This is a genomic window from Thiohalocapsa sp. ML1 (assembly GCF_001469165.1).
Lineage (GTDB): Bacteria > Pseudomonadota > Gammaproteobacteria > Chromatiales > Chromatiaceae > Thiohalocapsa.
Map to the genome: position 1 here is coordinate 22,302 of NZ_JABX01000044.1, position 11,865 is coordinate 34,166.

At 69.3% G+C, this 11,865-nt stretch carries 11 protein-coding genes; 4 read left to right on the forward strand and 7 right to left on the reverse strand.

Annotated features, from left to right (window positions below; genetic code table 11):
* Positions 1–175: 175 nt before the first annotated feature.
* From ML01_RS21525 to ML01_RS21540, 4 genes are all read right to left on the reverse strand, one after another.
* Entirely contained in the window at positions 176–1,975 is a 1,800-nt protein-coding gene (locus ML01_RS21525) for an ATP-binding protein (protein WP_058557450.1), read from the reverse strand.
* Between the two features lie 11 nt (positions 1,976–1,986).
* A complete protein-coding gene (locus ML01_RS21530; RefSeq protein WP_058557451.1) occupies positions 1,987–3,186 on the reverse strand; it encodes an FIST signal transduction protein in 1,200 nt (399 codons plus the stop codon).
* Between the two features lie 279 nt (positions 3,187–3,465).
* Entirely contained in the window at positions 3,466–4,686 is a 1,221-nt protein-coding gene (locus tag ML01_RS21535) for an iron-containing alcohol dehydrogenase (RefSeq protein WP_058557452.1), read from the reverse strand.
* Position 4,687: 1 nt separating this feature from the next.
* Positions 4,688–4,984, reverse strand: a complete 297-nt coding sequence (locus tag ML01_RS21540) for an antibiotic biosynthesis monooxygenase (protein ID WP_058557453.1) — start codon at positions 4,982–4,984, stop codon at positions 4,688–4,690.
* A 572-nt stretch (positions 4,985–5,556) separates the two neighbouring features.
* Here ML01_RS21540 and ML01_RS21545 point away from each other — a divergent pair.
* From ML01_RS21545 to ML01_RS21560, 4 genes are read left to right on the forward strand one after another with little or no spacing between them, the layout of a single operon-like run.
* Entirely contained in the window at positions 5,557–6,930 is a 1,374-nt protein-coding gene (locus ML01_RS21545) for a hypothetical protein (protein WP_058557454.1), read from the forward strand.
* A gap of 57 nt (positions 6,931–6,987) precedes the next feature.
* A complete protein-coding gene (locus tag ML01_RS21550; RefSeq protein ID WP_058557455.1) occupies positions 6,988–7,491 on the forward strand; it encodes a hypothetical protein in 504 nt (167 codons plus the stop codon).
* A complete protein-coding gene (locus ML01_RS21555) occupies positions 7,488–7,919 on the forward strand; it encodes an antitoxin Xre/MbcA/ParS toxin-binding domain-containing protein (protein WP_082674526.1) in 432 nt (143 codons plus the stop codon). The genes ML01_RS21550 and ML01_RS21555 overlap by 4 nt, the downstream gene beginning before the upstream one ends.
* A complete protein-coding gene (locus ML01_RS21560; RefSeq protein ID WP_058557456.1) occupies positions 7,903–8,373 on the forward strand; it encodes an RES family NAD+ phosphorylase in 471 nt (156 codons plus the stop codon). Before ML01_RS21555 ends, ML01_RS21560 begins: the two co-directional genes overlap by 17 nt.
* A gap of 83 nt (positions 8,374–8,456) precedes the next feature.
* On the opposite strand, the gene ML01_RS21565 is transcribed toward ML01_RS21560, so the two are convergent.
* From ML01_RS21565 to ML01_RS21575, 3 genes are read right to left on the reverse strand one after another with little or no spacing between them, the layout of a single operon-like run.
* Complete coding sequence (locus ML01_RS21565; protein WP_058557457.1) at positions 8,457–10,343, reverse strand: V-type ATP synthase subunit A; 1,887 nt, start codon at positions 10,341–10,343, stop codon at positions 8,457–8,459.
* Between the two features lie 35 nt (positions 10,344–10,378).
* Complete coding sequence (locus tag ML01_RS21570) at positions 10,379–11,065, reverse strand: DUF2764 family protein (RefSeq protein ID WP_058557458.1); 687 nt, start codon at positions 11,063–11,065, stop codon at positions 10,379–10,381.
* A 19-nt stretch (positions 11,066–11,084) separates the two neighbouring features.
* Positions 11,085–11,786, reverse strand: a complete 702-nt coding sequence (locus ML01_RS21575) for a hypothetical protein (RefSeq protein WP_058557459.1) — start codon at positions 11,784–11,786, stop codon at positions 11,085–11,087.
* Between the last annotated feature and the right edge of the window lie 79 nt (positions 11,787–11,865).

Here is an 11,865-nt window from a genome sequence, read left to right on the forward strand (position 1 = left end):
CGGAACCCTGCCTGGATCAAAGAGAGCGCGAATCGTCGCTGACCGCACCCTTGGTCCTGCGTATCTGCCCCCTAAGACGCGATCGCTGCCGGCGCCCGGGTACGCCGGATGCATCCGGCCAGGATCAGCGCTTGATCCCGGTCGGTCCCGGTCCGGCGGCGCCGTGTCGGGCAGCTCAGCCTGCCAAGAGGCGAATCAGCTCGTCCTTCAGTTGCGCGACGACGATGGGCTTGGCAACGTAGCCATCCATGCCCGCCGCACGGCAGCGCTCGCGGTCTTCCGCCATGGCGTTGGCCGTGATCGCGATGACGGGCAGCCGCCCCGTGCCGCGGTCGGCCTCCTTCGCACGCCAGGCACGGGTCGCGGCGAGGCCGTCCATGTCGGGCATTTCGACGTCCATCAGCACGAGGTCGAAGTTGCCCTGCTGGAGGCGATCGAGCCCGGCGCGGCCGTCCTCCGCGGTCTCGACGACGATGCCCATGCGCCCGAGGAACGCGGCGGCGAGCTTGCGGTTGATGATGTTGTCGTCCACCACAAGGACACGCCGGCCGGCCAAGGGTTGGGCGATGCCCTCGCGCACGGCAGCGGGCGCGGCAGCGGGCACGACAACGGCAGCGTCCGGCGGCGGCAGTGCCGGCTGCGGCGTTACGTCTGCGGCCGGCAAGCACAGCGGCAGTCGCCCCCGGAAGCAGGTGCCCGATCCGGGTACGCTTTCGACGTCGATGTCGCCGTCCATCGCGTGCAGCAGGTCGCGCGCGATCAACAACCCGAGGCCGGTGCCGCCGAACTTGCGGGCAACGCTCTCGTCGGCCTGGCTGAACGCCTTGAACAGGCGGCTGCGGGCCGCCTCGTCCATGCCGACGCCGGTATCGCGCACGCTGAAACAGAGCATGCCGGCGTCGTCTGCCGCCATGCGCAGCGTGACGCTGCCCTGCTCGGTGAACTTGACCGCATTCGCCAGCAGGTTGATCAAGATCTGCCGCAGGCGCGTCGGGTCACCGACGATGCGCGGCGGCAGATCGCTCGCGACGAAGGTCTCGAACACCAGCCCCTTGGCGCTGGCCTGCTGGCTCACCATGCTCGCCACGGTAGCGATCAGCCCGCGCAGGTCGAAGGGGATGCTCTCAATGGTGAGCTTGCCGGCTTCGATCTTGGCGTGGTCGAGCACGCTGTTGATGAGATCGAGCAGATGCTCGCCGGACGTGGCGATGAGCTGCACATAGTTGCGTTGCGAATGGGTGAGCGGCTCCTCCTCGAGCAATCCGGCGAAACCGAGGATGGCGTTCAACGGCGTGCGCAATTCGTGGCTCATGCGCGAGACGAACTCGGATTTGGCGCGGCTGGCGGCCTCGGCCTTTTCTTTGGCCAGCAGAATCGCGCGCTCGCGTCGCGCCAGCTCCTCGGCGCGGCGGCCCTCGATCAGGCGTTGCAGGGCATGGGCGAACACCGGGAGGAAGCGCTGGAACAGGGTGTGCGCCTCGGGCTCGGCCAGCCGGCGCGCACCGGCGCACGCCACCAGCCAGCAATGGGCGTCGAACTGCACGCGCCCGGCGAGCAGGGCTTGAGGGGCCGCGTCGGGCAGCGGCAGGCCTAGGGCCGCGACCAAGGCGGTGATGTCGGTGACCACGCGTTGCGGCTTCTTGGCCAGATAGGTCAGCAGCGTCGGCTGTGCCAGGAGCTCGAGAAAGCCCGCGTCCGCCCCGGCGCCGGTCGCCAGGGCGCCGTCTGCGGTCGAACAGGCGCGGATGGCGACCGAGGGCGTCTCAAGGGCGCCCGCCAGGCGCTCCACCATCAGTTGCGGCAAGCGGTTCCAGTCGCGCTCATCCACCAGCGATGCCAGCGCCTCGGCCAGCGCGTCGCTGGCGCGGCGCATGCGCTCATCGCGCGCGCGCAGGTTCGCAAGCTCCACCAGTACGTCGCGCAGATGGGCGTCGCGCAGGTGGGCATCGCGCGGATTGGCATCGCCGGGTTGCATCGGGCCGCGGATCAGTCCCGCGCGAAGGTGACGGCTGAAATCATCAGATTGCCGTGGCGGTTATCGCAGGCCAGCGTGGGCCCCTGCTCGCCGAAGGTGAAGGCGGCGATGAAGGGCACGCCGGGCAGGGCGGCATGCAGCGAGCGCCGCACCTCGTCGAGGCGCTCCTGCACCGTCAACATGCAGCCGGCGCAGAACACCAGGATCATGCCGGCGGCCTCTGCCTTGTCGATCTCGCCCATGCGGCAGGCGGCGTCGCTCACCAGCGCCGGACGCTCCAGGAGGCTGTCGGCGGTGCCGCGCATCAGCACCAGCTCCTCGCCCTCGGCGACGTTGGTGAAGAGCGTCATCGAACCGTCCGCGGCGAGCGTCTCGGGGTGCGACAGGAGGAAGATGTCGGCGCCGCCGATGCTGTCCATGTGCCGCCCGAGCGGCCAGAGCGTGGTTGCCATCAGCACATTGACCGAATCCGCCGCGGGCCGCGCGACGGCGCCGCTTGTCCACGAGGAGTAGATATCGGCGGCCGGCCGGCCCTCGATCTCGAATACGCGGCGACCGGCACATCGGGTAATGCGGCCGCGCCGCTCGGTCGGCGCATAGCCGGAATGGAAGGCGGCGCCGATGCGGGTGGAAGGGAACAGCACCGACACCACCAGCCCGTTGCCGACCGCCTCGCCGCCGGCCATCACCTGCCATTTGCCCTCGATGGCATTGTCGGCCGCCGACCCGCCGACGATGGGCGTGGCGCTGCCGACTACGTCCTGAAGACCGGCGATGACGTCTTCTTCGCTGCCCGGGGTGCTCGACACCCAGACCATGGCCGGGGTCTCGCCGAGCCGGTCGGCGTCGGCCAGCGCGGCACGCACCAGCGCGGCGGCGGTGGCACGCGGCGTGCCGTCGATGGCAGCGCAGGCGGTGCCGTAGTCGCCCTCGGCATCGGCGATGGCGAGCACGCACAGGCCGGGCTCGGGGCCGATGTGGGTTCCGCTCTCGGTCATGCTGCCGAGGCAGGACGTGGCCGCATGGATGCGCACCTGCGGCCAGCGCGCCCGCACGGCGGCGCGCACCACGCCCAGGTCGTGGCGTGCATCGGCCTGGATCATCAAATAGTCGGGGGTTTCCAACTGCTTCGCCAGCAATTGCTCGATGCAGCGAGCAGCGGCAGCGGCGGTGGAAACGGTCTCGGCGGCGGCGGTGGCTGTGCGGATCATGCGAGCTTGCTCCTCGTTTGGGGCAGGTGCTAGGGGCTGGGGGAAGGGGCTGGGTGCTGGGGGAAGGGGCTAGGTGCTAGGGGCTAGGGGCTAGCGCGGCCTCGCCTCAGAGCGAGGAGTCGTGCTCATCGAAATCGCTATCGAAATCGAAATCGCTATCGAACCGAGTGGCAATCGATCCCGAACCCGAACCCGATCCCGAACCCGCTACCAATCCCGAACCCGAACCCGCTCCCGACGAAGGGGCAGCGGAACCTGAGCGTCGGAGAAACGGGGCCGTTATCCCCCGCGCGCGGCCCCATCCGCAGGGGCGCTGAACCGCAGCCGCAGGACGCGCTCGATCTCGGCGTCGCTGAGCTCGATGGGATTGGTCTTCATGCTGGAGCCGCGCGCGTTGGCCACGATGCGCTGGTAATCGTGGTCGGCGACGCCGAGGTCCGCGAGCGGCGGCAACGCCAGACGCCGGGTCCAGGCGTCCAGGGTCTGCAGCAGCGACTCTTGCGCGCCGGCCTCGTCCGCATCCCGCGCGCCGCCGAACAGGCGGCCGACGCGGGCGTACTTCGCGAGCGCCGGATGATCCGGCGCTCGCTCGCGCATCGCCTCCAGGTTGACACGCGTGGCCGCGCCGACCAGGGTGCCGCAGACGACCCCGTGCGGGATCGGGAAGAAGGACCCGAGCGGCTGGGCCAATCCGTGGACCGAGCCGAGCCCGGCCTGAGCGAGACAGATCCCCGACAGCAGAGCGGCCAGCGCCATCTGCTCGCGCCCGGCGGCGGCCGCCTCGCCGCCCTCGTACCAGGCCAGCAGGCCGTCGCGCACTGCCACCAACCCCTGCCAGGCCAGCGCGTCCGTGATCGGATTGGCGCGGGCGGACACATAGGATTCGAGCAGTTGCGTCAAGGCATCCATGCCGTTGGCGGCGATTAGCGGCGGCGGGCAGGTCGCCAGGAGGTCCGGATCGATGATGGCGTATTCGGCCACCAAGGCCTCGTCGCGGAAGGACTTCTTGAAGCCGTCCGGCCCCTGCCGGGTGAGCACCGCGTTCTTGGTCGCCTCCGAGCCCGTGCCGGCCGTGGTGGGCACGGCGATGAAGGGCGTCGCCGGCCCCCGGTAAGGCAATTCCGGGCCGACGCCTTCCAGATGGTCCATGACGCTGTTGCCCGGCCGCAGCAGGCCGGCGATGGCCTTGGCCGCGTCCAGTACGCTGCCGCCGCCGATGCCGACGACGACGTCGAAGGCGCGGTCGGCCTGCGCTTGGACGATGGCGTCGATCTCATCGGGCGAGGGCTCGCCGGCAATCCGGATGACTTCGCTCTCGATGCCTGCCTCGCGCAGCGCCGAGAGCAAGGCCGCCCACTGCGGGGTGGCACGCAAGGACCGACCGCCGGTGACCATCAGCAGGCGTCGGCCGAAGCCGGCGGCGATCGCTGGCAGGCGGGCGATGCGCCCCGCACCGAGCTCGATGCGTGGCAGGCGGGCGATGGCGAAGGGCGCGATCATCTCAAGCCCCCGGGAACAGCCCGACCATCGGCACGCCTTCGCGCGGTGCGGCCATCATGTCGGCGACGGTGTCGCGCCACTGCGCGTAATGCGCCGTCTGCTTATGCGCGGCCGCATCCTCGGGCGTCGCATAGGCCTCGTAGAGCACGAAATGTCCCGGGTCGTGTGGATCCTGGAGCACGTCGAAGCGCCGGTTCCCCGGCTCGGCGATCGAGCCCTCGTGATTGGCCCGGCTGGCCGCGACGAAGTCCTCGATGCGCTCGGGTTTGACGCGGACATGGACTAGGGTGACGTGCATAAGGGTCTCCGTTCGAGCTTTTACTGCTTGAGTGACTAGGGAGGCGAGGCCTCAGACCGACCAGGGCACGGAGCGTCGTCTTGCGCAGCCCGCTTGTTGCCGCAAGTGAACCAAAGGGCCGAGGAGGGCTCCCTTGGCCCTTGGCCCTATTGCCCTCAAGCGTTCCGTCGCCATGAAACTTGACTCATCTGCAAGCACTTGGCGCCGTCAAGCAATCCAGGCCCCGGACGCCGCGCAGTCGCCGCGTCGTCGGCGGGCTGCCGTTGTGATTGATCGATTGTAACCGCTGGACTGTAACCGCTGCCCGATCGAGCTTGCGATGCTGCGCGGCTCGGCGGCGGTTGCGTACACTCGGCGATCGGGTCAGCGCGACGGAGCCCGGCGCTGGGACGTCGCTATCGCTATCAAGATCGAACTCGACGGTGAGCGAGATCGCACGACGCAAGCGTCTCTCACGCCAAAGTCGCTTGAGTCTGATGCGGTTGGGGGTGGAACATCGATTTCGATTTCGATCCCGATTTCGGGCTCGATCCCCACGAGGGGGGCGAGGAACCTGAGCGTTGGAGATGAGTATGTATCAGTCGTTCCTCTGCGGTGCCCCCGGCCTGCGGTGTGCTCTGATCACGCTGCTGCTGCTGGTCTGGTCCGTTGGCGCGCGGGCTGCGACGCTGGAGGTGGGCCCCGGGAGGGCCTTCGACCGCCTTGAGGCCGCCGTCGCCGCGGCGCGGCCGGGGGACGAGATCCGCGTGCATCCGCTGCCGGGCGGTGGTGCCTATGAGCGCGTCGCGGTGCTCGTGGACAAGCCCCGGCTCAGCATCCGTGCCGCCGGGGTCGGGGCGGGGGAGCGGGTCACGCTGTCCGGTCGCGGCTTCGTCCACAGCGGTCGCGGGCGCACCCCGCGGGCCATCGTGCAGTTCGATCCGGCTGCAAGCGACGGCGTGCTGGCCGGCTTCGAGCTGACCGGCGCGTCGAACGCCACCGACAACGGCGCCGGCGTGCGCATCAATCAGGCGAATCGGGTCAGCATTCGCGACTGCGACGTCCACCACAACGACATCGGCATCATGTCCAACGGCAACGGCACCTTGGGCTCGGCCGCGGCGCAATTGATCGAGCATACCGCCATTCACGACAACGGCGATGACCGCCTGCCGGCCTTCAACCACAACCTCTATCTCGGCGGCACCTCGGCGACGCTGCGCTTCTGCGAGGTGCGCGGTGCCCGCACCGGCCACAACCTGAAGAGCCGGCTGCACGTCCTGCGGGTCGAGTATTCCTACATCCACGCGTCCGTCAATCGCGAGCTCGACCTCGTGGATGCAGCGGAGACGGCGGCGCCGGGCTCGGATGTCGTCCTGCTCGGGAATGTCATCGTCAAGAGCCGCACCGAGCCCGGCAACCGGGGCGTCATCCACTTCGGCCAGGATGGCGGCAGGACGCACAAGGGCACGCTCTACCTCGTCCACAACACCATCGTCACGCCCTTCGTGTCGCCGGTGGTCGACCTCTCCAGCGCCGGCGCCGACGCCGTGCTGCTCGGCAACATCATCGACGACGGCGGCAGGCTGCGCCCGAATCAGGTGCTCGGGGACGGCCGCCGCGGCGGGGCGTCGGCCACCCGCATCACCGGCCGCCGCAATCGGCTCGCGCCGGGCTTTGCATCCCGGCTCGGCGACACCGGGCTCAGCGCCGCGGACAACGAGATCGCCGAGCAGTCGCAGGCGTTGTTCGTCGCACCGCAACAGCACGACTACCGCCCCCGACGACCCGGGCCGGGCATCGCCGCAGCCGGCGATGCGCGCCTGCTCGCCGATCTGCCGCAGACGCCGGGTGCAGCGCCGGGCCCGCCGCCATTGAGCCGAGAGTACGGCCATCCCCTCCTGGAGCGGGTCCGCTCGGTCTCGCGCCGGCCCGATCTGGGCGCGCATGCCGTCGTCGATCGCTGATGGGTTAACGGCCATGGCGACCTGCGCCACCCCGCAGCATGAAAGGCGCTGGTCGCCATGGCCGTTTCCCTCACCCCGGCCCTCTCCCAGAGGGCGAAGGGCACTAACGAGCGCGCTGCGCGCGACTTTCATGGCAATGATGACGGGATCGCCTTCGATGCGGTAGCGGAGGATGTAGGCGCCGCCGGTGAAGGGCAGGCACAGCTCGCGGCGCAGACCGTCGCCCATGGGGCGGCTTGGGCGAGGATGGTCGCGGAGCCGATTGGCGCCGTTGCGGATGGCGCGAACCGCCTTGCCGGCCGGCCCCGTCTGTCTGCTTTCGCTATTGCTATCGCTATCGGGATCGCTATCGGAATCGCTATCGGGATCGCTATCGGGATCGGTTGGCATTCGGTTCGATTTCTATTTCGATGCCGCTCCCGACGCGCCTCGCAGGCCGACGCCCAGTTGCCGGTGGTGCGCCAGGGAGAGCAGCACTGGACCGGCATCCGCGAGACAAGGGTGCCTTGGCTCGTTCGGTGGTATCTTGAGTATCAAACGATACCGGAGATAGCACCATGATCGACTCGGAACGCGTTGCAGAGGTGATGGGCGGGCCCGAGGTTCTCGGCGGTCCGGTGCGCTCTTTGAGCGCGCTGGAGTCCCTCGTTGACGCGGGCCTACCGAAGGAGGCGCTCAGGCGGGTTGTCGAGCGGGCGATCAGCGAGCGCCAGGAGCGCCGCCAAATTCTCTATGCCATTGTTCCCGAGGCGACCTACAAGCGCCGCCAGGTGCTGAGTCCCGACGCGAGCGAACGCACCGAGCGCCTCGCTCGGGTTGTGGCGACCGCCGAGTACGTCTGGGATGACCCGGAGCAGGCGCGCCGCTTTCTGCACGAGCCGCATCCGATGCTCGAGGGGCGCTCCCCCGTCCGCGTGGCGCTGACCGAGCTGGGCGCGAGACGGGCGGAAGATCTGTTGTGGGGGCTGTTTTATGGACTGCCCGCCTGACATCCCGCTGCTCGCGTATCGCATCGCGGCACTCTTCGACGGCATCGGTGCCTCCCTGTACGGCGCCCGCTGGAGCTCCCCCGGCAGACCGGTCATCTACGCGGCCACCACCTTCGCAGGCGCGATGCTGGAGGTGCTGGTGCACGCTGGGATAGGACGCGTGCCTCGGCACACGCAGTGGATCGAGATCAGCATTCCGGCCGGCGTGTCGCGGGAATGCCCGGAGCCCCATGCCTTCCCGGGCTGGGATGACCAGGGCTGTGTCGTCAGCCGCGCCTTTGGAGGCGCCTGGCTGTCGGAACGGCGATCTGCCGTTCTGCTTGTGCCCTCGGTGGTGACGCGACGAGAGCGCAACGTGTTGATCAACCCGGCGCACCCGGATTATCAGCAGATCGTTGCGACCGACCCGGTGCCCGTGGAGTGGGATCGGCGCCTGTTCATTCGCGCCCACTGAGCAGAGTATTGCGGGAGGGGTATTCGATTTCGATCCCGAATTTGGATTTCGATCCCGACGAACGGCTCGCGGAACGTGATCTCCTAATTGGGGCCAGCGCCCGCGATATCGTCCGGCGGCCGCATCGCCTTCGGCGCCTGATTGTCGGTCGCCTGATCCGCCAACTGCGGGATCTCCTCCAGCAGCCGGGCGAAGTCCGGGCTCTCGGGGGCGGCGTAGTTGAAGTTCTTGAACAGCCCGGTGAGCTTGATGAAGAGCTCGCGGGCGGCGTCTTTGCTCGGCAGATCGTAGTCGCGGTGGACCAGGTCGTAGACGAGCTGGAAGCTTTGCTGCTGGCGCTCGATGGGGGCGGAGGCGTCCACCTTGTCGAAGGCGTCCTGCTGCAGGAACACCATGTCGACGAAGAGCGCCTTCTGATAGGTCAGGTAATCGGCGACGGTGACGCCTTCCTCGCCGGTCACCTGCATCATCTGCGCCACGGCGTCGCCGCGGCGCAGCAGCTCCTGCACCTGCTTCACCCGCGGCACCCAGCTCGGATCGATATGCCGGGCGTACCAATCGGCGAGCTGGTCCAAGTACCGCGACCAGGAGATCAGCGGGTCGATGGCGGGGTAGAAGCGCTTGTAGGCGCGGTCGTAGGACAACCCCAGAAAGGTCTTCACGGTGGCGAGCGTGGACTGGGTCACCGGCTCCTCGAAGTTGCCGCCGGCGGGCGAGACGGTGCCGATCATGGTCAGGCTGCCCTCGCCGTCGTCGGCGGTGCGAAACACGCCGGCGCGCTCGTAGACGCTGCGGACGGCGGAGTCCAGATAGGCCGGAAAGGCCTCCTCGCCCGGGATCTCCTCCAGCCGCCCGGAGGTCTCGCGCATGGCCTGCGCCCAGCGCGATGTGGAGTCCGCGAGCAGCAGCACGTGGTAGCCCATCTGGCGGTAGTACTCGCCGAGCGTGATGCCGGTATAAATCGACGCCTCGCGCGCCGCCACCGGCATGCTGGAGGTGTTGCAGACGATGATGGTGCGGTCCATCAGCGAGCCGCCGGTCACCGGGTCCGTGAGGCCCGGAAACTCCGTGATGGTCTCCACTACCTCGCCGGCGCGCTCGCCGCAGGCGACGACGATGACGATGTCCACGGCCGAGTGCTTGGCGATGAGGTGCTGAAGCACCGTCTTGCCGGCACCGAAGGGACCGGGGATGCAGCCGGTGCCGCCGCGGGCGATGGGAAAGAAGGTGTCCACGAGCCGGATGGTCGTGATCAGCGGCTCGTGGGGATACAGCCGCTCGATGGCGCGCTCGCGCAGCATGCGCTCCGTCAGCGGCCGGCGCACCGGCCAGCGCCGGGTCAGGTCCAGCGAGCGCTCCTGCCCCCGGGCGTCGCGGATGCGCACCACCGGCGTGTCCACGGTGACGCTGCCCTCGCGAATCCAGGTCACTTCCACCTCGCCGAGCTGCTCGAAGGGCACCATGATGCGGTGCGTGAAGCTGCCCTCCTGCACGGTGCCGAGCACGCCGCCGGCGCGCAGCCGTGCCCCGCTCTGCACCCGCGGCACGAAGGACCACTTCTTGCCCTGATCCAGCGGCGGCAGCTCCACGCCGCGGGGCAGGAAGGTGCCGTGGCGGATGGCGAGGCCCTCCAGTGGGTTTTGCAGCCCGTCGTAGACCTGCCCGAGCAGCCCCGGACCCAGCGTCACCGACAAGAGATCGCCGCTTTGCTCCACCGGGTCGCCGATGGACACGCCGGCGGTATCCTCGAACACCTGCACGTCCGCGAAGCGCCCGCGCACGCGCAGCACCTCGGCCTTGAGCCGCTCCACGACGCCGCTGCCGGACGCGCGCCGCGGCAGGATGTAGACCACCTCATTCTTCACCAGCGGCAGCGGGGCGCCGTCGGCGCTGCCGCCCTCGATGGTGACCAGGGATTCCTGCACGGCGACGACGCGGGTGGATATCGCTTGCGGGGTGGTGTCGGCCATGGCGGGATGTCTCCGGGAGAGTAGTTGGCCGACGCTCAGGCGGCCGGATCGAGCGTCACGCCGGCGAGGGCGCTGTCGAGCAGCGCATCGAATCGCGCCAGCGCCGCGTCGGCGTCATACCGCGTCCAGCGCGCAACGAGGTCCCAGCGCGTCACGTAGACGACCACGGCCTCGAAGTCGAACCAGTGCTCGGCGCCGATGCGCTCCAGGTGCGTCCAATCGACACCGAGCAGCAGCCGCTCCAGGCCGACCGGGTCGCCGTCGTCCATGAGCCGCTTCGCCTCCGGCAGCCACGGATAGACCCGCGCGAGCCCGAAGTGCGGCTCGCTCCAGTGCCGGGCGATGTGCGGCACCCAGCGCCCGCAGCCCCAGCGCCGGCGTCCGGACGGCGCGCCGGCACCCGCGCGGCGGCGGCGCAGGGCGGCGACGACGGTGCGAAGCTCCAGCAGCCAGGCGGCAAGCCCGCGGGTGAAGGCGTTGCGGATCTCGGCAAGCTCTCGTTCCGCTTGGCGCACGAAGGTCTCGTCGTCGAGGTCGAAGCGCTGGTGATGCCAGTCCACCACCCGCGCAAAGCGCGCGAGATCCTCCGCGTCGTCGGGCAGGAGCCAATCGAGCCGCATCTGGAGCCGCAGCCGCGACAACGGCGTCTGCTTGGCGCCGAACAGCGGCCCGTGCGCGGGCAGGGCCGTGATCAGCGTCAGGTAGCGGTCTTCCGGTGCCATGCGGGTGCTCCCGGCAGACTCACTTCACCGTGCCTTCAAGGATGGCGCGAAAGCGCGGTTGCAGATGCGCGAGGATCAGCTCCGCGACCTTCTCGTCCGTCAGGTCGATCTCGACGTGCTTGTCCGCGAGCCGGATGCGGATGCCGTTCATCTCGTCCTCGGCGACGCTGAAGTGCACGCCTTCGCCTAGCACCTCGGAAGCCACCGCGAGCACGAAGTGCGACAGCGAGCCCTCGCGCAGCTCCAGCGGGTTGCGGCGCAGCTCCTCGATGTCCACGAGCTGGTGCGGCAGCACGACCTCCATGCGCTCGCCGGGCGCAACGTCGGCCTCGTCGCGGGCGCGCCGGGCGACCTCCAGAATCAACTGCTGCAGGAAGGCCTCGCGCTGCATCTCGGTGGTGATGAGGCGCTTGACCTTGTCGTTGACCTCCTGCGTCAGCACGGATTTGAGCTGAAGCACCGTGTCGCGCATGGCGAGCCGGAGCGCATCCTCGCCGGCGGTCTGGAGCGCGGCGGCCTCGCGCCGGGCCTCGGCGAGCACGCGCTCGGCCTCGGTCTCGGCGTCGCGGTGCAGGCGCCGGGCGGCCTGCTCGGCCTCGCGCTCGATGCGGGCGGCCTCCGCGCGGCCCCGGGCGACGCCCTCGTCGCGCAGGCGCGTGATCAGCGCGTCGACGCCGGCGGAGGTCGGGCTGTCGGCGGGCGTGTTGCGGGTCGGGTTCATGGCGGACCTTGTAGAGAGCTCATTAACAACTCAAACGCTTGTGCCGCCAAGGCCGACGCCATCGACGACTGAAGAGGAA

Coding starts and splice junctions, on each gene's coding strand:
- ML01_RS21525 (WP_058557450.1), bottom strand. CDS start 1,975: ATGCAACCCGGCGATGCCAATCCGCGCGATGCCCACCTGCGCGACGCC.
- ML01_RS21530 (WP_058557451.1), bottom strand. CDS start 3,186: ATGATCCGCACAGCCACCGCCGCCGCCGAGACCGTTTCCACCGCCGCT.
- ML01_RS21535 (WP_058557452.1), bottom strand. CDS start 4,686: ATGATCGCGCCCTTCGCCATCGCCCGCCTGCCACGCATCGAGCTCGGT.
- ML01_RS21540 (WP_058557453.1), bottom strand. CDS start 4,984: ATGCACGTCACCCTAGTCCATGTCCGCGTCAAACCCGAGCGCATCGAG.
- ML01_RS21545 (WP_058557454.1), top strand. CDS start 5,557: ATGTATCAGTCGTTCCTCTGCGGTGCCCCCGGCCTGCGGTGTGCTCTG.
- ML01_RS21550 (WP_058557455.1), top strand. CDS start 6,988: ATGGCCGTTTCCCTCACCCCGGCCCTCTCCCAGAGGGCGAAGGGCACT.
- ML01_RS21555 (WP_082674526.1), top strand. CDS start 7,488: ATGATCGACTCGGAACGCGTTGCAGAGGTGATGGGCGGGCCCGAGGTT.
- ML01_RS21560 (WP_058557456.1), top strand. CDS start 7,903: ATGGACTGCCCGCCTGACATCCCGCTGCTCGCGTATCGCATCGCGGCA.
- ML01_RS21565 (WP_058557457.1), bottom strand. CDS start 10,343: ATGGCCGACACCACCCCGCAAGCGATATCCACCCGCGTCGTCGCCGTG.
- ML01_RS21570 (WP_058557458.1), bottom strand. CDS start 11,065: ATGGCACCGGAAGACCGCTACCTGACGCTGATCACGGCCCTGCCCGCG.
- ML01_RS21575 (WP_058557459.1), bottom strand. CDS start 11,786: ATGAACCCGACCCGCAACACGCCCGCCGACAGCCCGACCTCCGCCGGC.